This window comes from Bradyrhizobium sp. AUGA SZCCT0176 (genome assembly GCF_018130145.1).
GTDB lineage: Bacteria > Pseudomonadota > Alphaproteobacteria > Rhizobiales > Xanthobacteraceae > Bradyrhizobium.
On record NZ_JAFCMB010000008.1, the window covers coordinates 155,616 to 180,484 of the forward strand.

At 62.9% G+C, this 24,869-nt stretch carries 25 protein-coding genes; 8 read left to right on the forward strand and 17 right to left on the reverse strand.

Features of this window, described 5'->3' with window-relative positions:
* Window positions 1-8 precede the first annotated feature (8 nt).
* Complete coding sequence (locus JQ600_RS20565) at window positions 9-1,892, reverse strand: winged helix-turn-helix domain-containing protein (RefSeq protein WP_212389735.1); 1,884 nt, start codon at window positions 1,890-1,892, stop codon at window positions 9-11.
* A gap of 159 nt (window positions 1,893-2,051) precedes the next feature.
* Between JQ600_RS20565 and JQ600_RS20570 the strand changes: the two genes are divergently transcribed.
* The 3 genes from JQ600_RS20570 (at window position 2,052) to JQ600_RS20580 (ending at window position 6,147) form a co-directional block, all read left to right on the forward strand.
* Window positions 2,052-3,092, forward strand: coding sequence for an AraC family transcriptional regulator (locus JQ600_RS20570; RefSeq protein WP_312011028.1), 1,041 nt, complete (start codon window positions 2,052-2,054; stop codon window positions 3,090-3,092).
* A 315-nt stretch (window positions 3,093-3,407) separates the two neighbouring features.
* Entirely contained in the window at window positions 3,408-4,937 is a 1,530-nt protein-coding gene (locus JQ600_RS20575; protein ID WP_212389734.1) for a DEAD/DEAH box helicase, read from the forward strand.
* Window positions 4,938-5,079: 142 nt separating this feature from the next.
* The gene (locus JQ600_RS20580; RefSeq protein ID WP_212389733.1) at window positions 5,080-6,147 is read left to right on the forward strand and encodes a GGDEF domain-containing protein; all 1,068 of its coding nucleotides are present in this window, start codon (window positions 5,080-5,082) and stop codon (window positions 6,145-6,147) included.
* A 73-nt stretch (window positions 6,148-6,220) separates the two neighbouring features.
* Here JQ600_RS20580 and JQ600_RS20585 read toward each other — a convergent pair whose 3' ends face one another.
* The 10 genes from JQ600_RS20585 to JQ600_RS20630 all read right to left on the reverse strand — a co-directional run bounded on the left by JQ600_RS20585 (window position 6,221) and on the right by JQ600_RS20630 (window position 15,243).
* Window positions 6,221-6,670, reverse strand: a complete 450-nt coding sequence (locus JQ600_RS20585; RefSeq protein ID WP_212389732.1) for a TfoX/Sxy family protein — start codon at window positions 6,668-6,670, stop codon at window positions 6,221-6,223.
* Window positions 6,671-6,842: 172 nt separating this feature from the next.
* Window positions 6,843-7,247: an iron-sulfur cluster assembly accessory protein gene (locus tag JQ600_RS20590; protein WP_212389731.1), complete on the reverse strand. Its 405-nt coding sequence runs from the start codon at window positions 7,245-7,247 to the stop codon at window positions 6,843-6,845.
* A 60-nt stretch (window positions 7,248-7,307) separates the two neighbouring features.
* Entirely contained in the window at window positions 7,308-7,694 is a 387-nt protein-coding gene (locus tag JQ600_RS20595; protein WP_192739476.1) for an SUF system Fe-S cluster assembly protein, read from the reverse strand.
* Window positions 7,691-8,938 carry a cysteine desulfurase gene (locus JQ600_RS20600; protein ID WP_212389730.1) on the reverse strand — a complete coding sequence of 416 codons (1,248 nt, stop codon included), beginning with the start codon at window positions 8,936-8,938 and terminating at the stop codon, window positions 7,691-7,693. Before JQ600_RS20600 ends, JQ600_RS20595 begins: the two co-directional genes overlap by 4 nt.
* Complete coding sequence (sufD, locus tag JQ600_RS20605) at window positions 8,935-10,260, reverse strand: Fe-S cluster assembly protein SufD (protein ID WP_212389729.1); 1,326 nt, start codon at window positions 10,258-10,260, stop codon at window positions 8,935-8,937. Before sufD ends, JQ600_RS20600 begins: the two co-directional genes overlap by 4 nt.
* Window positions 10,261-10,280: 20 nt before the next feature.
* Entirely contained in the window at window positions 10,281-11,036 is a 756-nt protein-coding gene (gene sufC, locus JQ600_RS20610) for a Fe-S cluster assembly ATPase SufC (RefSeq protein WP_212261867.1), read from the reverse strand.
* Between the two features lie 16 nt (window positions 11,037-11,052).
* Window positions 11,053-11,256, reverse strand: a complete 204-nt coding sequence (locus tag JQ600_RS20615; protein ID WP_212261869.1) for a GlyGly-CTERM sorting domain-containing protein — start codon at window positions 11,254-11,256, stop codon at window positions 11,053-11,055.
* A 5-nt stretch (window positions 11,257-11,261) separates the two neighbouring features.
* Window positions 11,262-12,743 carry a Fe-S cluster assembly protein SufB gene (sufB, locus tag JQ600_RS20620; protein WP_211994964.1) on the reverse strand — a complete coding sequence of 494 codons (1,482 nt, stop codon included), beginning with the start codon at window positions 12,741-12,743 and terminating at the stop codon, window positions 11,262-11,264.
* Between the two features lie 91 nt (window positions 12,744-12,834).
* Window positions 12,835-13,995, reverse strand: coding sequence for a cysteine desulfurase family protein (locus JQ600_RS20625; RefSeq protein ID WP_212389728.1), 1,161 nt, complete (start codon window positions 13,993-13,995; stop codon window positions 12,835-12,837).
* A 33-nt stretch (window positions 13,996-14,028) separates the two neighbouring features.
* Window positions 14,029-15,243 (reverse strand): acyltransferase family protein, encoded by a 1,215-nt coding sequence (locus JQ600_RS20630; protein WP_212490068.1) that lies wholly within the window; start codon window positions 15,241-15,243, stop codon window positions 14,029-14,031.
* A 31-nt stretch (window positions 15,244-15,274) separates the two neighbouring features.
* On the opposite strand from JQ600_RS20630, the gene JQ600_RS20635 reads away from it, so the two are divergent.
* The 3 genes from JQ600_RS20635 to JQ600_RS20645 all read left to right on the forward strand — a co-directional run bounded on the left by JQ600_RS20635 (window position 15,275) and on the right by JQ600_RS20645 (window position 17,592).
* The gene (locus JQ600_RS20635) at window positions 15,275-16,243 is read left to right on the forward strand and encodes a LytTR family DNA-binding domain-containing protein (protein WP_212389726.1); all 969 of its coding nucleotides are present in this window, start codon (window positions 15,275-15,277) and stop codon (window positions 16,241-16,243) included.
* A gap of 173 nt (window positions 16,244-16,416) precedes the next feature.
* On the forward strand, window positions 16,417-17,064 hold the full coding sequence (locus tag JQ600_RS20640; RefSeq protein ID WP_074829094.1) for an alpha/beta hydrolase: 648 nt from the start codon (window positions 16,417-16,419) through the stop codon (window positions 17,062-17,064).
* Between the two features lie 15 nt (window positions 17,065-17,079).
* Window positions 17,080-17,592, forward strand: a complete 513-nt coding sequence (locus tag JQ600_RS20645) for a DUF1697 domain-containing protein (protein ID WP_212389725.1) — start codon at window positions 17,080-17,082, stop codon at window positions 17,590-17,592.
* A gap of 4 nt (window positions 17,593-17,596) precedes the next feature.
* Here JQ600_RS20645 and JQ600_RS20650 read toward each other — a convergent pair whose 3' ends face one another.
* The 3 genes from JQ600_RS20650 to JQ600_RS20660 all read right to left on the reverse strand — a co-directional run bounded on the left by JQ600_RS20650 (window position 17,597) and on the right by JQ600_RS20660 (window position 19,838).
* Window positions 17,597-17,926, reverse strand: a complete 330-nt coding sequence (locus JQ600_RS20650; RefSeq protein WP_212389724.1) for a multidrug efflux SMR transporter — start codon at window positions 17,924-17,926, stop codon at window positions 17,597-17,599.
* Between the two features lie 2 nt (window positions 17,927-17,928).
* Window positions 17,929-18,606, reverse strand: coding sequence for a glutathione S-transferase family protein (locus JQ600_RS20655; RefSeq protein ID WP_212490069.1), 678 nt, complete (start codon window positions 18,604-18,606; stop codon window positions 17,929-17,931).
* A 128-nt stretch (window positions 18,607-18,734) separates the two neighbouring features.
* The gene (locus JQ600_RS20660; RefSeq protein WP_212389722.1) at window positions 18,735-19,838 is read right to left on the reverse strand and encodes an anhydro-N-acetylmuramic acid kinase; all 1,104 of its coding nucleotides are present in this window, start codon (window positions 19,836-19,838) and stop codon (window positions 18,735-18,737) included.
* Between the two features lie 176 nt (window positions 19,839-20,014).
* Between JQ600_RS20660 and tyrS the strand changes: the two genes are divergently transcribed.
* Window positions 20,015-21,268 (forward strand): tyrosine--tRNA ligase, encoded by a 1,254-nt coding sequence (gene tyrS, locus JQ600_RS20665; RefSeq protein ID WP_212389721.1) that lies wholly within the window; start codon window positions 20,015-20,017, stop codon window positions 21,266-21,268.
* A gap of 55 nt (window positions 21,269-21,323) precedes the next feature.
* Entirely contained in the window at window positions 21,324-22,571 is a 1,248-nt protein-coding gene (locus JQ600_RS20670) for an MFS transporter (protein WP_212389720.1), read from the forward strand.
* A 30-nt stretch (window positions 22,572-22,601) separates the two neighbouring features.
* Here JQ600_RS20670 and JQ600_RS20675 read toward each other — a convergent pair whose 3' ends face one another.
* From JQ600_RS20675 to JQ600_RS20685, 3 genes are all read right to left on the reverse strand, one after another.
* Window positions 22,602-22,892, reverse strand: coding sequence for a GlsB/YeaQ/YmgE family stress response membrane protein (locus JQ600_RS20675; RefSeq protein ID WP_211994952.1), 291 nt, complete (start codon window positions 22,890-22,892; stop codon window positions 22,602-22,604).
* Window positions 22,893-23,020: 128 nt separating this feature from the next.
* Window positions 23,021-23,335 carry a hypothetical protein gene (locus JQ600_RS20680; protein ID WP_212389719.1) on the reverse strand — a complete coding sequence of 105 codons (315 nt, stop codon included), beginning with the start codon at window positions 23,333-23,335 and terminating at the stop codon, window positions 23,021-23,023.
* Window positions 23,336-23,444: 109 nt separating this feature from the next.
* Window positions 23,445-24,653: a sensor histidine kinase gene (locus JQ600_RS20685; RefSeq protein WP_212389763.1), complete on the reverse strand. Its 1,209-nt coding sequence runs from the start codon at window positions 24,651-24,653 to the stop codon at window positions 23,445-23,447.
* Window positions 24,654-24,869: the final 216 nt, after the last annotated feature.

Here is a 24,869-nt window from a genome sequence, read left to right on the forward strand (position 1 = left end):
CGAGACCGCTATTTCGCCGCCATACCAAGCGCCAGGAGAGTATCCTCCACACGCTTGGCAGCTTCGTTATACACGGGGCTGGCATTCCTGGGATCAAGCCTGATGTTGGCGACCGTGGAGCCGGGCCGCAGTTCCATGGTCTTGGCCAAGGCTGCCTTGGCCTCGTCCGTGCGGCCCGTGCGCTGGTAGGCAATTGCCAGCACCGCATGCGATCGTCCGGTGGCCGGCGTGATCGCAATCGATTTCGTGAGATAGGGGATCGCCTCTTCGTCGCGCTCCATCACCACCAAGGTCAGCCCTGCTCCCAGCAGCCAGGTCCAGCGCGCCGTTCGCGGCGTATCGAATTGTTCGGCTAGTTTGAACGTCGCCAGCGCGTCCTCGAACCGCCCGAGCCGAAGCTGCCCGAGGCCCAGGTTGTAGATCGCGAGCCCGTCCCAGGGATCGAAGGTCAACACCCTGCCGCAGGCCACCAGGCTTTCGATGAACTGGTTTGTCGTGTTGAGGAGGCGGCAATACGCCTCCAGCACGGGGATGTAGGTCTGCTTCGCCCGCAGCGCCTGCTCGAGCATCGACTGCGCGGCGCGTTGAGTCTCGGCAACATCGGCCTTGTTGTACCAGGTCATCTGGATGCCGCGCAGCAAGTGCGCGGCCAACGCGGCGGCAAGATCGACATTGCCGGGATCGGCCGCGATGGCTTTCTCCAGCATGGTTTGCGCAGCCTTGAAACGCTCCGGCGTTGTCTGGTTGATCGAGGCCATCGCCTGCTCGATAACGACCTTGGCGGCGCCGCCAGCCAGTTCGTCGTCGGTCGCGGCCGGGCCGGCATTGATCATCGCATTGATGCGAAGCGCCAGCGGATGGCCGACGCCCGCGGCGAGCCGGATCTGCTGAAGCGTCATGTCCGACTTCTCGATGCCGACCGAAACCGAGTTGCTCCAGCGTACCTCGCCAGTGGCGCCATTGCTCATGCGCGCCTGGATGGTCCAGGCCCCGCCTTCCAACCGTAACTCGCCGCTCACCACGAAGTCGGCCTCCGGCTGCGCGGCGACGGGCTGGGGCACCGCCGAAGCCGTTTGAGATCGCGGCGCCAGCACGCGCAACTTGTCGATCCTCGCCAAGCCGTCGGTGAGCCGGTCGGTCACGTCCCCCGCCATCTCGGCAACCAACTGGCTATCACCGACGCCGACGATCGGCATCATGGCGATGGTCGGAGACTTTCGTGGGAACATGGAATCGGGCGTGAGCACCGGTGCTGCGGCGGCAAGGCTGACGGCCGCGCTGAGGCGGTCAGCCACGCTCGCCGCCAACTCGGCAAGTTTCTGGCCCTCACCCACCCCAACGAGCTGCTCTGCGGCAACGGTGGGGGGTTTTCGCGCGAAGATGAAATCGGGCACGAAGATCGGCGCGCCGACGGCTAGGCCGATGACAGCACCGAGCCCGGCCGCCGTCGCAAGCGCGGCGCGCAAGCCGAAGCGGAGCCGTTTCCGGACGGGCTCTGCCGCGAGCTTGGGTGACGCCGCGGCGACAGGATCGGCGTCGGCCGTCGCGACCGGAGGCGGTGCTTGATCAGCCGCGCCAAGGCCGCCCGGCCCGACCGTCACTTGCCCGTCGAACAGGTAACCGCGGCCGGAAACCAGCTTGATCAATTGGCGCTGGTCGTCGCCAAGCGCGGCGCGGATTTCGCGGACGCATTGGAAAAGGCTGTCGTCGCCCACATGGACGTTCGGCCAAATCGCGTCAATCAGGTCCTGCTTGCTGAGAACGCGCCCGGCGTTGGTCACAAACAGCTGCAGCATGTCGAAGGATTTCGGGCGCAGCCGGATCGCTTCGCCACCGGGCCCGCGGAGCCTGGCGCGTTCCGGGTCAAGTTCAAATCCGGCGAAACAGAGCAACTTATGTCCGCAATCTTCTCAGGGCTGGTCTGCGCACAGCGAATATCAGAGAAATTTCAGAAAGTCACCGCCGTCCCATCAGGACCGGGTTCCTCCGCCGTGGCATGATTCCCGAGTGATTTGTCGCACCGCGGCATATCTTGGGGAGGAGTCCTGGGGGTGGCTATTTCGGCTTTAAGAGGAGCGGCATGTCTGGCGCCGGTCGCCTATGCCCCTCCTGGAGATCAGGGTACCTCTGCCTTTAGATGGTCCACCGATCAGGTCGATCCGAAGGACCGGTTCGACTATTGGCGCGAGGTGCGCTCCAAGGGGCTTTTTGGGGCGACCGCCGAACTCGACCGGGAGCACCGCCCAAAGTTCTCCGGAGAATTCTCGCTTCGAAAGATCGGCTCCGCGGGACTGGTCGGACTGCGCGCCTCAAGCTACCACGTCGAGCGCAGTGCGACCGATATCGCCAACGCACCCAGCGACAGCCTTTGCATCTGCCAGCAGCTTGGCGGCGGCGGCTGGTTCAGGGTCCGCAATGTCGATGACTTCCAAGTCGCCGGCGGAACGTTTGCGACGAGCTATTCGGATCTGCCCTACCACACGGTCCCGATCGCCGCTGAAGGCTTCGATCTTCGCATTCTGAAGGTACCGGTGGCCGACATTCTGCTGCCGCTACCCGGCCTGCACGACCTCGTCCCAAAACCGTTTACCGACCGCGCCACCCTCACCCCGCTGCTGGAATCCTGTTTCACCGACCTGACCGAAGCGGATAACGACAGCGATCCGGCGACAACGAAGGCGCTGGTGCAGGCGCTCACGCACCTCACATTGATCGAGCGCGGCGTTGTCCGGCCGACCAGTCGGGTTGCGCAGTACGCGGTTCGGGCCGGCCGCCTGTCCCTGGCGCGGCGATTGATGGCCCGCCACATTGCCGAGCCGCAACTGTCGCCAGCGTTCGTCGCAAGTCAGCTCGCGATCTCGGTTCGTCATCTGCACGTGCTGTTCGAAGAATCCAGCATGAGCTTCTCGCAAACCGTCACCGCGCTGCGCATCGAGCGAAGCCGCCGCCTGTTGCGCGAGGCGCCGGCCATGACCATTGCCGAGATCGTCTTCGCCAGCGGCTTCGACAGCCTCGCAACATTTTATCGCGTGTTTCGCGCGGTTCAGGGCATCACGCCCGGCGATTTCAGGGAAGCGGCGACAAGGAAATAGGGTATGAGCGCGCGACCGGTCGCGCCGCAGCAGGCTCGGCAAGCTCGACGCATTTGACCGCCAATGACGGTTTGGCCGTTATTTGTGCGAAAACATTAAGCTTTTTCGGCCATTTGGCTGGTTCCCAGATTGACTTTGGCCGTTTCGCGCCTATGTTCCGGCCAACGCGGCCCTGGATCGACACGCGATTCCCCTGGGTTAGCCGCTCGTCAGCGTAAGTCAGAGCCCCCAGCTTTTTAAAGCGCGCCGTTTCGGGGTTGAACGCGACAGCCTTATTACCCTCGATTCCGAACGGCGGTGTCGACTAGAGGCTCAATGTCTTTTTCCCATCTCGGACTTTCCGACAAGGTTCTCGCCGCTGTTGCGGCCACCGGCTACACCACCCCTACGCCCATTCAGGAACAGGCGATCCCCCACGTTCTGGCCCGCCGTGACGTTCTCGGCATCGCCCAGACGGGCACCGGCAAGACCGCTGCCTTCGTCCTGCCCATGCTTACCATGCTGGAAAAGGGCCGCGCCCGGGCACGGATGCCCCGCACCCTGATCCTGGAGCCGACCCGCGAACTGGCGGCCCAGGTCAAAGAGAATTTCGACAAATACGGCATTGGCCAGAAACTCAATGTCGCCCTGCTGATCGGCGGCGTCTCGTTCGGCGATCAGGACACCAAATTGACCCGCGGCGTCGACGTCTTGATCGCGACCCCGGGCCGGCTGCTCGACCATACCGAGCGCGGCGGGCTGCTGCTCACCGGCGTCGAACTCCTGGTCATCGACGAAGCCGACCGCATGCTGGACATGGGCTTCATTCCCGACATCGAACGGGTCTGCAAGCTGGTCCCGTTCACGCGACAGACCCTGTTCTTTACCGCGACGATGCCGCCCGAAATCAGCCGCATCAGCGAAGCCTTCCTGCACAATCCCGAACGTATCGAAGTCTCCAAGCCTGCGACCACGGCGGTGGGCGTATCTCAGTTCCAGGTCGCCTGCGGGCGCGAGGTGCACGAGAAGCGCGAGATCCTGCGCCGCCTGCTGCGCGACGCCAAAGACCTCCAGAACGCGCTGATCTTCTGCAACCGCAAGCGCGAAGTCGCCGTCGTCTACAAGTCGCTGCAAAAGCACGGCTTCAGTGTCGGTGCCCTGCATGGCGATATGGATCAGTCGGCCCGCACCGCCGCCCTCGACCAATTCCGCTCCGGCGAAATCCCGATACTGGTGGCCTCCGATGTCGCCGCCCGCGGCCTCGATATTCCCACCGTCAGCCACGTATTCAATTTCGACGTGCCGCATCATGCCGACGACTACGTCCACCGCATCGGCCGAACCGGTCGCGCCGGCCGCGCCGGCACCGCGATCTCGATCGTCACATCGCTCGACACCAAATCGCTGGCCGCGATCGAACGGCTGATCGGAAAATCCATTCCCCGTGCGGAAGGCGACTATTCCGTGCGATCGGAAGCGTCAGGGGATATCGACCCGCCGCGCGAGGCGCGCGGCAGAGAAGGCTCTCGCGGAGGCTCCCGCCACGGTGCGAAAGAAGGCTCCAGGGAAAGCGTCAAGGAAGGTTCGAGAGAAGGTTCGCGTGGCGGACGCAAGCCGCGACGTGAGCGCGAGCCGCGCAACGGTGAGCGCGAACCGCGCCACGCCAAGGGAGGCGAGCGCAACTCCGGCCCGCAGCCGCAGGCAGCGACCGAAGCGTTCACGCCGCCAACGCCGGCACCGGCCTCCCGCGTACCCTCGATCGGCCGGGCCGAGCCGCGGCGCGCCCAGCGCGAGGTCGAATCCGAGCCTGCCGATCACTCGCATCTTCCGGCGTTTTTGCTGCGTCCCGTGCGCGCCCGCGTTTAACGCTTTCAACGCCGTCCACGCGGTGAACAGGGTACAACCCTGTTTACCGGGCGTTCATTCTCCTCCCTTAACTTCACGGCGATAATTTTAGTTATTGCCTGCTGGGCGGCGCGAAGCGTTGCTCGCTATTAGGGACGGATCAGTGGTGAAACTGCTGGACGAACACGAACGCACGCTGGCCTTCGCCGAAGTCGCGATGGGCCAGATCAAATCGCTTCGGCAGACCGCCGTACCCCGCAATTATGAAATCTGGTACGTCTACGCCACCGGTTACAACGCCCCGCTCAACAAGATCATCAACGAGACGCTGGCACGCAACGGCAGGCTGAGCGAAGCCGACCTCGAACAGATCTACGAAACGTACCTCTCCCACATCAAAACCTCCGACCGCATCGACAAGGTCGGCGCGCGCGTGATCGGCGAGATCGACGACGTGATGACGCTGATCACCGAGGCGCTGGGCATGTCGGCGAGCTACGACGCCAGCCTGAGCGGCGCCAGCCAGAAACTGTCGACCGCGCAGAGCCCCGACCAGGTCAAGGCGGTGATCGAACAGCTGGTGAAATCCACCCGCGAGATGCGTGACACCAACAAGGCGCTGGAGAACCGGCTGTCGCTGTCCAAGAACGAGATCAGCAATCTCCAGCACAGCCTGGAAGCCATCCGCGCCGAGAGCCTGACCGATCCGCTCACCGGCCTCGGCAACCGCAAATATTTCGACCGCTCGATCGAAATGGCCGTGCAGGCGGCGCAGGCCAACGGCGAGCCGTTGTCGTTAATGATGTTCGATATCGATCATTTCAAATCGTTCAACGATTCCTACGGCCACCTCACCGGCGATCAGGTGCTGCGTCTCGTCGGCATGTCCTTGAAGCAGACCATCAAGGGACAGGACATCACCGCGCGTTATGGCGGCGAGGAATTCGCGGTCGTGCTGCCCAACACCGCGCTGCGCCAGGCGCTGACGGTTGCCGATCACATCCGCCGCGCCGTGATGGCGAAGGAATTGAAGAAGAAATCCACCGGCGAAATCCTCGGCCGCGTCACCATCTCGGTCGGCGTGTCGATGCTGAAAGCGGGCGACGACACGGATTCGCTGATCGAACGAGCCGATGCCTGCCTCTACGCCGCCAAGCGCAACGGCCGCAACCGCGTGATCTGCGAAGTCGACCCCGAATACGCCGCCGACCAGCGCAGCCAGGTGGCCTGACGTTCAGCCCTTCTTGGTGAGCCCGTAGGTTGGGCAAAGGCGTTTTTACGCCGTGCCCAACAACGTCCGTTCCTTATCTGGATTGTTGGGCACGCTTCGCTTTGCCCACCCTACGAGTTGCCGGTTTCTTCTTGGCCGCCGGCTTTTTCACCACAGCTTTCTTTGCAACTTTCTTCGCGGCCTTGCGCGCCTTCGGACGCTTGCGCAACGCCGCGCGCTGCGCGGCAGCCAGCGCCGCCCTCGCCCAATTGCTCAGCTCTTCCGAATCGTCGAACAGCCGCGCCGGCAATTGCCAATACGAATTCACGGTCACGGTTTTGGTGCGGGTTTGATACGAAAACGGCTGCGATCCCTCCGCCTCGAACAGCGGTATCGTCGTCTCATCTGCCCGGAAATACAGCCCGGCGCGCAGCGCGAGTGCGAAGTTGGTGCCGTCAGCGGAAATGCCGAAGCCGGAAAACATCCGGCGGATCGTCACCGGACCGAAATCAGAAAACAGGTCGATCAGGAAATCGCGATCCATCTCAGTCGTCCCGGCCTAGTGCGCAATTGCGCATCAGGCGCCGGGACCCATACGCCGCGGCCCGTGTTGTTGTAAAAGGAAGATAACGACTAGCGCGCAAACCAACTGCCGCCGGTGGTTATGGGCCCCCCGATGCGCAATTGCGCATCTGAGCTCAAGGCCGGGGCGACGATCAGATCTTCGCAGCCGTCAGCTGCACCGACTCGCCGCAACCACAGGCGGAGACCTGGTTCGGGTTGTTGAAGATGAACTGGGCCTGCATCTTGTCGGCCTTGTAGTCCATTTCGGTGCCGAGCAGGAACAACACGGCCTTGGGATCGACCAGGATCTTGACGCCGCGGTCTTCGACCACCTCGTCGGTGGGACGGACGTCATGGGCGTATTCGACCGTGTAGGATTGCCCGGCGCAGCCGCCGTTCTTGATCCCCACGCGCAGGCCCACGATCTCGGAATCGGCGCGCTTGGTCAGTTCCGTAATACGCTGCGCGGCCGCCTCGGTCAGTTTCATGACCTGCGGGCGCGGCCGCGGCTTCGGCTTGGATGCGGGCGTGGGGGCTGATGGCGTCATGTCATTCATGTGGTCAATCCCAGCGGCAAATCAATGCCGGTTATTTTCCCGTAAAACTGTTAACGCGCATCACCACATGTTGAGCACGAGGCGGGCCTCGTCGGACATGCGATCCGGCGTCCAGGCCGGCTCCCACACCAGATTGACATTGACGACGCCGACGCCGGGAACGCTGGCGACGGCGTTCTCCACCATGGTCGGCAGTTCGCCCGCCGCCGGGCAGTTCGGCGTGGTCAGCGTCATCATCACATCGACGCTGCGGTCGTCCTTGAAATCGACCTTGTAGATCAGGCCGAGTTCGTAGATGTCGGCCGGAATTTCCGGGTCGAACACCGTTTTCAGCGCCGCCACGATCTCGCCGCCGAGACGCTCGGTCTCCTCCGGCGGCAGCGCCGACTGGGTTTCCATATTGGCTTTGACTTCGTTGGCGGTTTTGACTTCGGCTGTGTCGGTCATGAAAACAAATCCTGCGCCTTGATCAGCGCCTGCACCAGATGGTCGACTTCTTCACGGGTATTATACATCCCAAATGACGCTCGGCAGGTGGCTGTGACATTGAACCGCTCTAAAAGCGGCATCACGCAATGGGTGCCGGCGCGCACCGCGATGCCCTGGCGGTCGATCACGGTCGCGATATCGTGGGCATGCGCGCCCTTCATCTCGAACGAGATCACCGGTCCCTTGCCGCGCGCGGTGCCGATCAGGCGCAGCGAATTGATTTCGCGCAGGCGATCCTGGGCGTAGGTCACGAGGTCGTGCTCATGGGCGAGGATGCGCTCCTTGCCGATCGAATTGACGTAGTCGATCGCCGCCCCCAGCCCGATCGATTCCACGATCGCGGGCGTGCCGGCCTCGAATTTATGCGGGGGATCGCCATAGGTGACCCAGTCCCGGGCGACTTCGCGGATCATCTCGCCGCCGCCGTTGAAGGGGCGCATCGCGACCAGATGCTCGTGCTTGGCATAGAGCACGCCGATGCCGGTCGGGCCGTACAGCTTGTGACCGGTGAAGACGTAGAAGTCCGCGTCGATGTCCTGCACGTCGATCGTCATGTGGACGGCGGCCTGGCTGCCGTCGATCAGCACCGGAATGCCGCGGGCGTGCGCCAGCCTCACGACGTCCTTGACCGGCACGATGGTGCCGAGTGCGTTCGACATCTGCGTGACCGCGACCAGTTTGGTACGGTCCGTCAAAAGCTTTTCGAATTCCTCGATCAGGAAATTGCCTTCGTCGTCGACCGGCGCCCATTTGATGACCGCGCCGTGACGCTCCCGAAGGAAATGCCAGGGCACGATGTTGGAATGGTGCTCCATGATCGAGATGATGATCTCGTCGCCGTCCCCGATGTTCGGCTCACCCCAGGACGACGCCACGAGGTTGATCGCCTCGGTGGCATTGCGGGTGAAGATGATCTCTTCAGTGCGTCCGGCGTTAAGGAATTTTGCCACCTTGGCGCGGCCGCCTTCATAGGCTTCGGTCGCGGCGTTGGCGAGATAGTGCAGCCCGCGATGCACGTTGGCGTATTCGCTTTTGTAGGCTTCCGTCATGCGATCGAGCACGGCGGTGGGCTTCTGGGCGGAAGCGGCGTTGTCGAGATAGACCAGCGGCTTGCCATAAACCTTCATCGCCAGCGCCGGAAAATCCTCCCGCACCCGCGCCACGTCATAGGCGCCATTTTTCACCGCCGGATGCATGGTCAACCCCTCGCCTCCAGCCAGCGCTGCGCCGCTGCGATCGCAAGCTCGCGCAGGCCGTCATTCACAATCGATTCAATCGCCTCGCCGACGAAGGCCTGGATCAGCAGCGCCTGGGCTTCCTTCTCGGAAAGGCCGCGCGCGCGCAGGTAAAACAGCAGGCTCTCGTCGAGCGCGCCGGTGGTGGCGCCATGGCCGCAGGTGACGTCGTCGGCAAAGATCTCGAGCTCCGGCTTGTTGTCGGCCTCGGCTTCGTCGGACAGCAGCAGCGCCCGCGTCATCATCTTGGCGTCGGTCTTCTGGGCATGCGGACGCACGATGATGCGGCCCTGGAATACCGAATGGGCGCGGTCATCGACGACGGCCCGGAAGATTTCGCGGCTGTCGCAGTGCGGCACCGCGTGGTCCATGAACAGCGTGGTGTCGGCGTGCTGCTTGCCGTTGAGCAGATTGACGCCGTTGGTCTCGACCCTGGAGCCCTCCCCGGCAAACGCGATGGTCGCCTGGTAGCGGCTGACGCCGGCGCCCGACATCATGCCAAAGGTGTTGAAATGCGCGTGCGCGCCGAGGCTCACCACACCAGAGGAAATATTGAAGGCGTCGCGACCGTCTTCGTTGAGGCGGACATGGTCGAGGCGTGAATTATTGCCGATCGAAATGATCAGGGAATCGTGGACCTGATAGGCCTTGGCGCCCTCGGCCGCGATATAGCTTTCGACCAGGGTCGCACCGGCATCCTTGCCGAGCCTCAGCAGCGAGCGCGTGAACATCGCCGCCGGCACGGTACCGCTGGCGATATGGACGATGTGCAGCGGCTGCGACAGCACGACACCGTCGGCGACATCGATCACCACACCGTCGGTCATCATCGCGCTGTTCAGCGCCACCATCGGATTGGCATTGTCAGGCGTGAACAACAGCGCCTGCAGCGCAGCGTCGCCGGTTTCCAGCGCCTCGCGCAGGGTGCGGATGCCAAGGCCCTTCTCAAGACCGCCGAGTTCGGAAAGCTTTGGCGCAAACACGCCGTCGACCAGCACCAGCCGGCGGACGCCTTCGATGGCGTGCAGCTTGGCGGCGCTGGCAGCTCGCGAAAATTCCGCCGTATCCGGCGCGGGCGCCAGCGGCAGCACCTCGCGCATCAGCGCGCGCAAATCGGTGTATTTCCAGTCCTCGATCCGGCGATGCGGCAGGCCCGCTTGCGCATAGGCAGCGAAAGCCGCCTCGCGCGCCGCAGCAACCTTGCCGGCGCCCGGAAGCCGGTCGCGCGCGATCGCAAAGCTGTCGCTCAGCGCGCTCCCGGTCTCATTTTTTACCAAAGCCACATTCATCACAAAATCCGTATCCCGCCTCAGGCTGCGTCTTCGAACTGGGCGTAGCCGGAAGCCTCGAGCTCCAGCGCCAGTTCCTTGCCGCCGCTTTTGACGACGCGGCCCTTGGACATCACGTGCACGAAATCCGGCACGATGTAGTTGAGCAGCCGCTGGTAGTGGGTGATGACGACCATGGCCCTGCCCTGCGAACGCAGCGCGTTGACGCCGTCGGCTGCGACGCGCAGGGCGTCGATGTCGAGGCCGGAATCCATTTCGTCGAGGATGCAGACGGCCGGCTCGAACAGCGCCATCTGCAGAATCTCGTTGCGCTTCTTCTCGCCGCCGGAAAACCCGACATTGACGCCGCGCTTGAGCATGTCGCGCGGAATGTTCAGGCTGGCCGCCGCGGCATAGGCCTTCTTCAGGAATTCCGGCGTCGTCAGCTGGCTCTCGCCGCGCGCCTTGCGCTGCGCGTTCAGCGCCACGTGCAGGAAGTTCATGGTGGCGACGCCGGGAATTTCGACCGGATACTGGAACGCCAGGAACACGCCCTTGGCGGCGCGCTCATCCGGCGACATCTCAAGGAGATCCTCGCCCCTAAACAGGATTTCGCCGCCGGTGACTTCATAGCCGGGCTTGCCGGCGATGACGTGCGACAGCGTCGATTTGCCGGAGCCGTTCGGCCCCATGATCGCATGCACCTCGCCCGGATTTACCGTGAGCGACAGCCCGTGGAGAATCTCACGCTCCTCGACACGGACTTTCAGGTCTTTCACTTCAAGTAACGCAGTCATATTCTTTCCTTCTGGCCTAAAACGCCCGAACTAGAACTGGCAAAAAAAGCCAGGCAAAAAACCCCAGAGATCCACCACCTGCAGCCAGTTTGCCGAATTCGGTAGCTTCAACCGATCCCGCCAAACTCCCGATCAACACGGCAAACAATCCGACGATGGCAATCATCAAAAACAGCCCGAGCGGCGCAAACCGAATGAAGTAGAAGATGTTTCGAACCATCCGGGTTACCCGACGCTGCCCTCCAGCGAGATCGAGATCAGCTTCTGCGCTTCCACCGCGAATTCCATCGGCAGTTGCTGCAGCACATCCTTCACAAAACCGTTGACCACGAGGCCGACGGCTTCTTCCTGGCTGAGCCCGCGCTGCACGCAGTAGAACAGCACGTCTTCCGAAATCTTCGACGTGGTGGCTTCGTGCTCGAACAACGCCGAGGAGTTCTTGGCTTCGACATACGGCACGGTGTGGGCGCCGCATTTATCGCCGATCAGGAGCGAGTCGCAGGCGGTGAAGTTGCGCGCGCCTGTTGCTTTCCTGTGGGCGGTGACGAGGCCGCGATAGGTGTTTTGCGAGACGCCGGCGGCGATGCCCTTGGAGATGATCCGGCTCGTCGTGTTCTTGCCGAGATGAATCATCTTGGTGCCGGAATCGACCTGCTGGTGACCATTCGAGATCGCGATCGAATAGAACTCGCCGCGTGAATTGTCGCCGCGCAGGATGCAGCTCGGATATTTCCAGGTGATCGCCGAACCGGTCTCGACCTGGGTCCACGATATCTTGGAATTATTGCCGCGGCAGTCGCCACGCTTGGTGACGAAATTGTAGATGCCGCCCTTGCCTTCGGAGTTGCCGGGGTACCAGTTCTGCACGGTCGAATATTTGATCTCGGCATCGTCGTGCGTGACGAGTTCGACGACCGCGGCGTGCAACTGGTTCTCGTCGCGCTGCGGCGCGGTGCAGCCTTCGAGATAGCTGACGTAAGAACCCTTGTCGGCAATGATCAGCGTACGCTCGAACTGGCCGGTGTTGCGCTCGTTGATGCGGAAGTAAGTCGACAACTCCATCGGGCAGCGCACGCCCGGCGGCACATAGACGAACGAGCCGTCGGAGAAGACAGCCGAATTCAGCGTCGCGAAATAATTGTCCGAGGTCGGCACGACCGTGCCGAGATATTTCTTCACGAGTTCAGGGTGTTCGCGGATCGCTTCCGAGATCGGCATGAAGATCACGCCGGCCTGCTTCAGCTCTTTCTGGAACGTGGTCGCGACGGAGACCGAATCGAAGACAGCGTCGACCGCGATCTTGCGCTGGCCCTCGGGCCGCACGACCCCTTCCAGCACCTCGACCTCGCGCAAGGGAATACCGAGCTTCTCGTAGGTCTTCAGGATATCGGGATCGATCTCGTCGAGCGAACCGATCGTCTTCTTCGGCTTCGGCGCTGAATAGTAATAGAGATCCTGATAGTCGATCTTGGGATAGTTGACGCGGGCCCATTGCGGCTCGGTCATGGTCAGCCAGCGGCGATAGGCCTCCAGCCGCCATTCCAGCATCCACGCCGGCTCGTTCTTTTTCGCAGAGATGAAGCGGACGGTGTCTTCCGACAGCCCTTTTGGAGCCTTGTCGGACTCGATCAGCGTCTCAAATCCATATCGATATTGGTCGACGTCGATCTGCCTGACGCGATCGACCGTCTCCTGTACGGCAGCCATTCCATCCTCCGCTCGCGGTTTCAAGGACCGCGGTGGATCAATCCGGCGGTTCTAGAGCCTGATCGATCCTGATTGGTTCAGAACCGATTGCTTAGAACCGTTCAACCTGTGTTTCGTCGCCCTTAAGTAAGGTATTGGAGAGCTTTCGCCAAGCCTTGAGGGCTAATTCAATGTCTGTCTGTGATGTAGACCACCCCAGACTGAGCCGCACAGCTCCCTGAGCCAGTTCCCGGCCCTGCCCCATGGCGTTCAGGACATGCGATGGCTGGACCTTGCCGGAGGAGCAGGCCGAGCCCGACGATACCGCAATACCGGCGAGATCGAAGCCAATGACGGCGGTTTCGGCCTTTAGGCCGGGAACGCTGAACAGTGTGGTATTGGGCAACCGCGGCGCTGCTTCCGAAAACACAATCATCCTGGGCGTCTGCTTCAAACCGTCCTCAAGACTGCTCTTGAGGCCCGCCAGCCGGCCGGCGTCCACTTCCAGAGCTGCCATGGCGGCCTTGGCAGCTGCGCCAAACGCTGAAATCCCCGCGACGTTCTCGGTACCCGCCCGGCGTCCCAGCTCCTGCCCGCCGCCGCGCAGCAGCGGCTCCAGCCCCTGCACGTCCCCGGCCAAAACAACCGCACCGACACCCTTGGGGCCGCCGATCTTGTGTGCAGAAAGGGTGATCAGATCGGCTTCGATCGAGTTGATATCAAAGGCTATTTTCCCGAATGCCTGGATCGCATCGACATGCAGCAGCCCGCCGGCCTCATGGACGACCCGGGCCACCTCCGCCACGGGCTGAATGGCACCGGTCTCGTTATTGGCCAGCATCACCGACACCAGCGCGGGAGGGCCGTTCAGCAGCTCGCGCAGATGGTCGAGATCAACAAGGCCCGAGGCCGTGACCTTGATGGTCTTGATCACGTCGGGTGGAAACCGTCCGCCCGATAGCACGGAGGCGTGTTCGATGGCCGACACCAGGAGCCGCTGAACCGGCTGCCCTGCGCCCCGCCGCAAGCCCGGCGTCAGAGCGAGCGCGTTGGCCTCGGTTCCACCTGATGAAAAGACCACATCCTGCGGCCGGGCGCCGACCGCCGCGGCGACCGTGGCGCGGGCGTCCTCGACCAGCCGGCGCGCCTGGCGGCCCTCGGTGTGGACCGAGGACGGGTTGCCGGCTAGCTCCCAGGCCGCCGCCAGCGCCGCCTTGGCTTCCGGGCGAAGCGGCGTGGTCGCGTTCCAGTCGAGATAGATCCGGTCGGGCATGCGCCGTCTTAACACCTTTTGCGAGGCGGCCAATCATTGCGCGGGCTGGCTCCGCGCCCGCACCGGCATGGCCGGTTCGGATGCCATCCGCAATCCGAACAAGGGTCTCAAGATAGTGACGCGCCGGACGATCTCATAGGTCGCCACGCAGGCCGCGATCGTGCCAAAAATGACGATCCCCGCCTCAAGCCAGGCTGGCAGGCCCTGTCCGTGCAACGCATGCGCAATCATGATGATCGCGGTCTGGTGCACGATGTAATACGGGAAGATCGCATCGGTGAGATAGCGCCGCACCGGCGAATCCGCGGTCAACCATCGCCGCGCGAAGCCGAGCAGCGCGAGCATGCAAAGCCATTGATAGAAAGCGTAAGCCACACCGGCATAGATCTTCAGCGGCATGCCGCCGTACCTGGTCGCCCGCACGGCCAGAAAAGACAGAAAGAACCCGGCCGCCAGCGACAACGCCAGCCAGCGCAGACGCTCCATCGCCTCCCAGATGGCCGCAGCGCGGGCCAGCACAAAGCCGAACAGGAAGACGGTCGCGAACAGCGCGTGATTGTACCAGTCGCCGAACAGCGCGTGCGTCGATGGAAAGTGTGGCAGCAGGACCAGACGATAGGCCGCAAGCAGCAGCGGCGGCACGACCAGCAGCAGCACGCCCGATAGCGCCGATGCCAGCCGCCGTTCGATCCAGCCGAGAAGTCCGGGAGCCAGCGCCAGCACGCCGCCCAGCGCCATCGTGTAAACCCACAGATAGGCCACGAACCAGAGATGGTTCCAGGTCGGCAGCAGGATGCAGGGGGTTGGGCAGAATTGCGGCCCGAAAGCGAGGTAATGCCGCTGGTAGAAATCGACGAAGCCGGCCGGATAGCCAACCGCCTCGACGATCTGGTCATAGGCCTGCGGCGGCACGATCACCAGCATGCCGAACACCAAGGGTATCAATAGCCGCGCCGACCGTGACCGCAGCAGCGGCTCCAATTTGTATTTCCGCAGCATGAAGCGGGTCGCCACGCCCGAAACCAGGAACAACAGCGCCAGCCGCCACGGATTGAGCACCAGCATCACCGGTTCCAGCGCGGCGATCCGATGCGCGCTCTTGATGTGGAAGCCCCAGGAAACGTAGAGCATGCCGACATGGTAGAAGATCAGCAGGCCGAAGGCTGCGATCCGCACCCAGTCGAGATCGATGCGCCGCTCGGAGCCGGAAGCGGAATCCGGTGGTTGTGATATGCTTTGCTGCCACATGGCTTGATCCCTCAATGCGCGACGAAGTTGGATGACCGACGTCAAAAATGCGCCTGATGGCCGTGGCGTCGAGCCGGTTTGGGATCAAAACCAGCCTGCTTGGGACGAAACGACCCCACGTGGGACCAGCGGCCTGTTTCGCGGGATAACCGGCGCCGACTGGCTGGTCTACGCCGCGGTCGCGGCGGTCGCGCTAGCGATCGGCAGCGTCAACGCGCTGTCGACCGCGGACGACATCGCCCGGCGCGGCGGCTCGTATAACCTCAAGACGCCGCTGCTCTGGGAGATGACCAGCATTGCCGTCATCATCCTGCTGGCGCCGGCCCTGTTCGCCGCGGTCAGGCGAATCCGCCGGGAACCTCGCCGGCTGGTCCGTATCGCGCTGGTGATCGCGGCAATCATCGTCTTCTCCGCCGTACACATCACCGGGATGGTGGCCTTGCGTAAACTCGTGCTGTGGCTGCTCGGCGGCAGCTATGATTTCCACCTCTCGCTTGCGACCTTGCTCTATGAGGCCCGCAAGGACGCGGTCACCTGCCTGTTGATCGGTGGCGGCATGTGGCTGATCGACAGCCGCCGCGAGGTCGGGGCGGTTGCGACGGCGGCCCCCGCCACGGCAGCGGAAGCGCTGCCGCATATGGTCTGGCTGCGCGACGGCACCACCCGTATCCGCATCGAACCCAAAGAGATTATCTGGATCAGTTCGGCCGGGAACTATGTCGAATACAGCCTCGCCGATGGTCGCAGCCATCTGGTCCGCGGAACGCTGGCAGCGGCCGAGGCTGAGCTTGCGCGATTCAAACTGGCGCGCGTCCACCGCACCCGGCTCGCCAATCTCGACCGGGTGACCGCCGTGGCGTTGAAGCCATCGGGAGATTTCGAGCTTACCTTCGACACCGGCCAGACCGCTGTGGGCAGCCGGCGCTACCGCAACGCCATCGCCTCGCTTGAGACGAAAACAGATCTGCTAAATCCTTCAAATACTTATCCCGGGCGCTGAATTCGCATTGGCGCGGCCCTGGGTGCATAAAGTCCTTGCTTTTTGCCCCTCGCGTCATGTTAGAACGCGGCCACAAGTTCACCGAGCGCTGTCCGCGCATCGCCCCAACGACGTCCGATCATCGTTTCTGCCGGATCACGTCCGTTGCCAAGGAAGACTTCCAAGGATCATCAATGCCTGAAGTTATTTTCACCGGTCCTGCGGGCCGCCTCGAAGGCCGTTACCATCCGGCGAAGCAGAAGAACGCGCCGATCGCGATGATCCTGCATCCGCATCCGCAGTTTCACGGCACGATGAACCACCAGATCGTCTACCAGTGCTACTACGCGTTCGCGCATCGCGGCTTTTCGGTCCTGCGATTCAATTTCCGCGGCGTCGGCCGCAGCCAGGGCTCGTTCGATCACGGCACCGGCGAGTTGTCGGATGCGGCATCCGCGCTCGACTGGGCGCAGACCATCAATCCCGAAGCGCGCGCCTGCTGGGTTGCCGGCTTTTCGTTCGGCGCCTGGATCGGCATGCAGCTCTTGATGCGCCGGCCGGAGGTCGAAGGTTTTATTTCGATCGCGCCGCCCGCCAACCTCTATGACTTCTCTTTCCTCGCGCCCTGCCCGTCGTCGGGCCTGATCGTGCATGGCGAGAAGGATGCGGTGGTGCCGCCGAAGGACGTCAACACGCTGGTCGAGAAGCTCAAGACCCAAAAGGGCATCGTGATCGACCAGCAGATCATTCCCGGCGCCAACCATTTCTTCGACGGCAAATTGCAGCCGCTGATGGAGACGGTGACCGGCTATCTCGACATGCGGCTCGCCAACGTCCGGTAAACGAGGCGGCGCGCGATGACCGCCTTCGTCGCTCTCCTTCGTGCCGTCAATGTCGGCGGCACCGGCAAGCTACCGATGACCGAGCTGAAAGCAATGTGCGAGGCGCTCGGCTTCGAGGGCGTCCGCACCTACATCGCCAGCGGCAATGTGGTGTTCACCAGCCGCAAATCCGAACCCGCCGTGAAGAAGGCGCTGGAAGCGCGACTTGAAGCCTATGCCGGCAAGGCTGTCGGCGTGATGGTGCGCACCGCCGCCGAGATGCAGGCCGTCTTGAACAACAATCCGTTTCCAAAGGCGCCGGGCAATCGGACGCTCGCGATCTTTCTCGACGCCAAGCCGCCGGCGGATACGCTTGCCGCTGTCAGACACCGCAAGGACGAAGAAATCGGACTGGGCGCGCGCGAGATCTATGTCCATTACGGCGACGGCATCGGGCAATCGAAACTGGTGATCCCTGCCGCAAAAGCGGGAACGGCGCGCAACACGAATACGATTGCGGCGCTGGTGAAGATGGCGAGCGATTTGTAACCGCTTACGCCGGCGCCATCTTCAACGCGACGATGCCGGTCATGACCAGCACGATGCCGGCGATCTTCACCGGATTGAGCGCCTCGCCGAACAGCAGCACGCCCATGGTCAGGGTCCCGACCGCGCCGATGCCGGTCCACACCGTGTAGGCGACGCCAATCTCCAGCACCTGCAGCGCACGCCCGAGCAAAAACACGAACGCCGCCAGCAGCACCAGCGAGACGATGCTCCAGCCCAGCCGCGTATAACCCTCGGCGTATTTCATCGAGATCGCCCAGCCGACATCGAGCAGCCCGGCCGTCACCAGCGCGATCCAGGCGACCGGCGGCGACATGGTTATGCCGCCAGTTTCAGCATGTGCGCGTTATGGCGAACCAGAAACGCGTGCAGCAATTGCGGATAGTCGGCGCCGACGGCGTTGCGGACACTTTCCCGCGTTGCCAGCGCCATCCGCCATGCGCGCACCTTCGGCGTCTGTGCGAAGATCGAGAGGTCGATCAACTCGTCGAACATATCGAAGTACCGGAAAATCGGCGCGAACACGGCATCCACGAGACTGAATTTTTCGCCGGCAAAGAATGGACCCGAACCCAGCGCCTCCTCGACGCGCGCAAATTTCGCGGCCACCGCGACGCGTTTGGCTTCAAACACCGCGGCATCGCCGGTGGTTTCGAGGCCCCACAGCTCGCTTAAAATAGTCGAGCCGAATTCCATCCAGGCCCGGTGCTGCGCCCGCTGCAATGGATCCTGCGAGTGCAGTTTTGCGCCCGCTTGCGTCTCCTCGATGTACTCGCAGATCACGTTGCTCTCGAACAGCGCCACCTCGCCCGCATCGCTGCGCACGATCAGCACCGGCACCTTGCCGAGCGGCGAAAGCTTCAGGAACCAGTCCGGCTTGTTGGCGAGGTCGATGTCGACGCGCTCGAACGGGACGCCCTTCTCGTTCAGCGCGATCACCGCGCGCTGCACATAGGGACAAAGCTTGTGGCTGATCAAAGTCAGTTTTGCCGTCATGACGACCTCCAAAGAGAACTGAAGGCAAAGCCGAACGGCTCGCTTCATGCACCTGCATCAAATTAGATGCGATTGCATGCAGTCGTCAAGGTCGATGCAATTGCATCAACATATCTTGATCCCGGCCGTTACGGCCGGGCCATGAGCCCCCCGGTCATCGGGATCGGCACCCCGGTGGTGGCCGGATAGCTCAGCGGCAGGCCTTTCAAGCCCCGCGCCGCCAGAAATCCAAAAGCCTGCGCCTCGATCGCATCCGAGGCCCAGCCCAGCCCATCCGCGGCCTCGACGGTTGCCGGCGCCAGCCGGTCGCGCAGCATCCGGAGCATGGTCAGGTTGCGGGCGCCGCCGCCGGCCACGATCCAGCTCTTCGGCACCTTCGGCAGCAGCGGCACGATCCGGGCGATCGACGCGGCCGTGAACGCGGTCAGGGTCGCGGCGCCGTCCACAGGCGACATCCCGTCAACCTTCAGCGCGGCAAAGTCATTGCGGTCGAGCGATTTGGGCGGCGGCTTGGCAAAGAACGGCAGCGCCAGCGCGCGGGCGATCCAGGCGTCATCGACCTTGCCTTGCGCGGCGGTCTGGCCCGCGGTGTCGAAGCGCTGGTTCAGGACACGGTACATGTGGTCGTCGAGCAGCGCGTTGCCGGGACCGGTGTCGCAGGCGATCAGCGTATCGGTGCCGTCGATATAGGTGATGTTGGAGACCCCGCCGATATTAACCACAACGATCGGCCCCTCGCGCTCCAGCGACTGGGCCAGCGCGCGGTGATAGACCGGCACAAAGGGCGCGCCCTGCCCGCCGGCGGCGACGTCGGCGGCGCGGAAATCATGCATGACGGGAATGTGGATCGCCTTGGCCAGGGCTGCGGCATCGCCGATCTGTACCGTCAATCGGCGCTCAGGCCGGTGCAGCACGGTCTGGCCGTGAAAGCCGACGATGTCGATGTCCTGGGCGGAGATGCGGTGTTGCGCGGTAAAGGCGGCCACCGCCTCGGCATGGGCCAAAGTGACGGCCTGTTCGGCCTGCCGCAGGACACCCGGCCGCGCATCGCGCTGCGGCAGGTTGACGGCCTCGTACAGCGCCTGGCGCAGCAGGCGGCGCTCCATTTCGCTGTAGGGACGATATCCGGATGGCCCAAAAGCCCGGACTTTCCGGCCATCGGTTTCGATCATGGCGACATCGACCCCGTCGAGCGAGGTGCCGCTCATCAAACCTATTGCCGTCAACATCATAGTAATCGTGCCTTCGCCACGCCCTGCTCGAATCGTCCCGCCGACGACGACCAGCTTGTGCCAAACACGGACATCTTATAATGCCACACCGCACGCGCTTGCGGCAGGCCATTCCGCTATGGTTCCGCAACTCGTTACAATTACCGTGAAAATAGAATGATCAGAGTCGCAGACCAATGACCGCATTTAAATCAGATTTCCTGAACATTTTACAGGAACGCGGCTTTATCCACCAATGTTCCGATTTCGAAGGCCTCGACGCGCTCGCCGCGAAGGGCCAGGCGACCGCCTATGTCGGCTACGATTGTACCGCGCCGTCGCTGCATATCGGCAATTACCTCACCATGATGATGCTGCACTGGCTGCAGCAAAGCGGCAACAAGCCGATCACCCTGATGGGCGGCGGCACCACCATGGTCGGCGACCCCTCCGGCAAGGACGAGTCGCGCGCGATCCGCTCCATCGCGGAAATCGAGGCCAACAAGGCCTCGATCCGCGGCGTGTTCGCCAAAGTGCTGCGCTACGGCAACGGCGCCAGCGACGCCATCATGCTCGACAACGCCGAATGGCTGACCAAGCTGAACTGGATCGAAATGCTGCGCGACATCGGCCGGCATTTCTCGGTCAACCGCATGCTGACGATGGACTCGGTGCGCCTGCGGCTCGAACGCGAGCAGGAGATGAGCTTCATCGAGTTCAATTACATGGTCTGCCAGGCCTATGACTTCGTCGAACTGGCGCGCCGCACCGGCTGCAGGCTGCAGATGGGCGGCTCCGACCAATGGGGCAACATCGTCAACGGCGTCGATCTCGGCCGCCGCATGGGCACGGAACAGTTGTTCGCGCTGACCACGCCGCTGCTCACCACCGCATCGGGCGCCAAGATGGGCAAGACCGCGCAAGGCGCGGTGTGGCTCAACGCCGACGCGTTCTCGCCTTACGATTTCTGGCAATACTGGCGCAACGTCGAGGATGCCGACGTCGTGAAATTCCTAAAGCTGTTCACGATCCTGCCGATGGGCGAGATCAACAAGCTTGCGGCGCTGCAAGGCGGCGAGATCAACGAGGCCAAGAAGGTGCTGGCGACGGAAGCAACCGCGCTGCTGCACGGCCGCGAAGCCGCCAACACCGCCTCCGAAACCGCGCGGCAGACCTTTGAGGAAGGCGCAATCGCGGAAAGCCTGCCGACGGTGGAAATTCCGCGCGGCGAACTTGATGCCGGCATCGGCGTCCTCGCGGCATTCGTCAAAGCCGGCCTCGTCGCATCCAATGGCGAGGCACGCCGCCAGATCAAGGGCGGCGGCCTTCGTGTCAATGATGCTGCCGTGACCGACGAGAAGATGGTCCTGAACGCCGCAAACCTCACGCAGGAAGGCGTTATCAAGCTGTCGATGGGCAAGAAGAAGCACGTCCTGCTCAAGCCTGCATAGGCGTATTCGCTTTACGCGCTTGCTCGGCGGCGCAGAAGCGCGCTCCCTGCCTTCCATGGATCAAAAGACGCCAGGGGGAGACGCGCTGACGACGCCGCCAAGACCGGCGCGCACGGCCCTCAATGTGCTGGCGCTATGCTTTGCGCTGTCGGTGGTCGGCCGCGGCCTCGGCGAGAGTTTTACGGTTTTCCTGAAACCGATCGCGGAGAGTTTCGCCTGGGACCGCGCCGAAGTGGTTTCGGTCTATTCGCTGACCTGGCTCGCGGGCGGACTGATGGCGCCGTTCGTTGGCCGGCTGTTTGACCGCTCCGGGCCGCGCCTCGTCTATTCGCTCGGATTGCTGCTGCTCGGCGGCTCGTTTCTGGTTGCCTCGCGCGCGCAGGCGCTCTGGCAGTTCCAGCTCTCCACGGGATTGTGCGTCGGCATCGGCATCGCGCTGATCGGCGTGGTGCCGAACTCGATCCTGCTCGGCCGCTGGTTCGGACCGCGATTGCCAACCGCGATGGCGATCCTCTATTCGGCGACCGGCGCGGGCATTTTGGTGTTGCTGCCGGCCTCGCAGCTGCTGATCGACCGCATCGGCTGGCGCGATGCCTATCAATGGTTCGGGATCGTGGCGCTGTGTCTGTTGCTGCCGCTGCTGCTGATGCCGTGGCGGCTGTTCGCGACCGGCTCACCGCATGTCGTCAAGAAGACCGACGACGGCTTCGTCGATGACGGCTGGACGCTGAAGAGCGCGATGCTCCACCACGTCTTCTGGGCGCTGTTCTCGACATTCTTTTTCACCGCGGTGGCGATGTACGCCATAACGGCGCAGATCGTGGCGTATCTGATCGACGCCGGCTTCCCTCCCCTGGAAGCGGCCACGGCCTGGGGTTTTTCCGGCGTGGTGCTGCTGTTCGGCATGCTCGGGATTTCGACGCTGGACGGCATCATCGGCCGCAGGCCGTCGGTGCTGTTCAGCTACGGCGTCTCGATCGTCGGCATCATCCTGCTCTGGCTGCTGCAATATTATCCGAACTACTGGCTGCTGACCGGCTTCATCATCTCTTTCGGCAGCATGATCGGTTCGCGTGGGCCGCTGATCACCGCGACTGCGCTGAACATTTTCCGCGGCAAACGGGTCGGCACCATCTTCGGCACGATTTCGATCGGCAGCGGCCTCGGATCAGGGCTGGGCTCGTGGGCCGGCGGCCTGATCCATGATTGGACCCACAGCTACAACGCGCTGTTCGTATTCGCGCTGGTCAACGTGGTGCTGGGATTGATCCCGTTCCTGGTGGTGCCGGCGCTGCGGCGGTGACAATACAATCCAGGGACGGCGCAATTGTCATCACGGGCGCCACCAGCTCCTTCGCCATCGGCCGCCGCCACGAACCAGCCGCACGACGACAAGCAGCAATATCGCGCCGATGGTCGCATTGATGATTGCGCTGATGATTCCGGTTCCGAGATGAATGCCGAGCTGCGGCAAAAGCCAACTTCCGATAAAGGCGCCCACAATCCCGATAAGGAGATCGCCGACGATCCCAAATCCGGTCCCCTGCACGATTTGGCCCGCGAGCCAGCCGGCCACGAGACCGACAAACAAGATGACCAGCAAACTCTCGCCCGACATATGCATATCGTCACCTCAGCGGTTGGCCGCAGGGCCAGCATTGCAGGCTGGTCCGCATCTGTCTGTATAAGATTGATCATGCCCGACCGAACAAAGCCGGCCGGGCAGATCTTTGGTCGTTCGTAGCGCGTGGCTCAGTATCGACCGCCGCCGACACCAATGCTCACGCCGGGCGCATGAATTCCAATACCCGGTCCGCGCTCTTCATAGCCGCGGCGCTCGATATAGCGCTCGCGCGGCGCATAGCCATACGAGTCGCGAGACTCGCGAAGGATGACGCGGCGCTCACCGCGCTCACGCCAGCAACGGCCGTCTTCGTCGCAAACCATGCGTACGTTCTGAATGTGGCTGTCCGATGCGACCGGGCCAATCGAAAGCGGAGCCGCCGAGGCGGCAGTGACGAACAACGCCGCAGCGCCGGCTGCCAGCGCGAGGGTGAGCGTTTTCATTTTTTCTCCGGGGGTTGATGTGTCAGGGGACCAATAGGCCGGTGGCCCGTTGGTTCCTGCGACATCTTCACGTGTTCTGCCTAGATCAAACGGCGCGAGAGGCAAGAATCTACTCTTTGACTCGGGGCAGGATAGGCAGGTCGAGCAGGAAATGTGCCCCTTTGGGATTTCCGGAGGTGAGCGTCAGGTTGCCTTGAAGCTGCCGCACCATGCCGACGATCACCTTGAACCCCAGACTGGTTTGCGGCTGATCAATGTCGAAGCCGTCCGGAAGGCCGACGCCATGGTCGGAAACCTCGACATGAAGATGTTCGTCGATTTCCCGCGCACTGACCTCGATAACGCCACCGCCTTCGGGGTAGGCGTATTTCACCGCGTTTGTGACGAGTTCGTTGATCAGGAGCCCCAATGGAATGGCATGGTCAGCCGAAAGCAGCATTGGGTCGGCATGGCAGCGCAGCGTATGGCCATCCGTCGTACCTTGCAGCTTTTTGCAAAGCTCGTTCATGAAGTCTACGAGTTCGACAAAACCGACGTGCGAACTACGCCATAGATGATCATGTACCTGGGCGATGGTGTCGACGCGCAGGCTTGCATCCTCAAGCGCATTTCTGACATCCGGGGATAGAGCCGTACGGGCCTGCACGCGCAGCAATCCGACCACGGAAGTCAGACTGTTCTTGACGCGGTGGCTCATCTCCCGCGTCAGCAGCGCCTGGTGCTCAAGTGCCTCCTGCAGCTTGGCGTCCGCCTGCTGACGTTCGATGGCGACGCCGAGCAGGCCAGCAAAGCCGGCCAGAAAGTCGGCATCCGCCTCGTCAAACTGGCCGGGATCGGCGCTATCGACCTCCAATACGCCGAAGAACGTTTTGCCCTCCCCGCCCTTTTCGATCAGCACGTTGATCGCGCGCCTGACGCCGTGATCCTTCAGGAGCTGGGGTGTGCGGAAACGGGTCTCCACCTCCAGGTGATTCGAGATAACCGTGGCCCCGGTTTGGTAGGCGTATCCGGCCGGCGATCCGAGATCGGCGGTGAGCGAGACGCTATCGATGGTGTCGAGGTCCCAGCCGACGCCGGCGCGCACCCTCAGGTGGTCCTCTTCCGGCACATATTCCAAGACTTTGGCGAATCGTGTCTGAAGCCCGTCGGCGCAAAGCTCGGTGGCCCGCTGCAGGATTTGTCGGTAGTCGCGGGTTTGCATAGCGATGCGGCCGAACTCGCCGAGCAGGGATTGCTGCCGAAGTCGGTATGGAAGCTCGTCCCGATCAGGCGATTCTGCAGGAAACTTGAATAGTTCCTGAACTGCGTCAGACGGCATATGCAATCGCGGACCTCCCGAGCACGGCCTTCGCCAGGGATCAGTTCAGATTTCAGCCAGTGCTTTCAGAGCATTATGGCAGCCCGGCGTTGGTCAGTCTGAGCAAAACAGCTCACTTCAGCGCCCCGGTGCGTGAGCGCCCGCTCCTGCAGCATCACGAATACGTGGGTCATGGTCTGTGGTGTGGACCACCGACAGCACGAAAGGCGGCGTGCG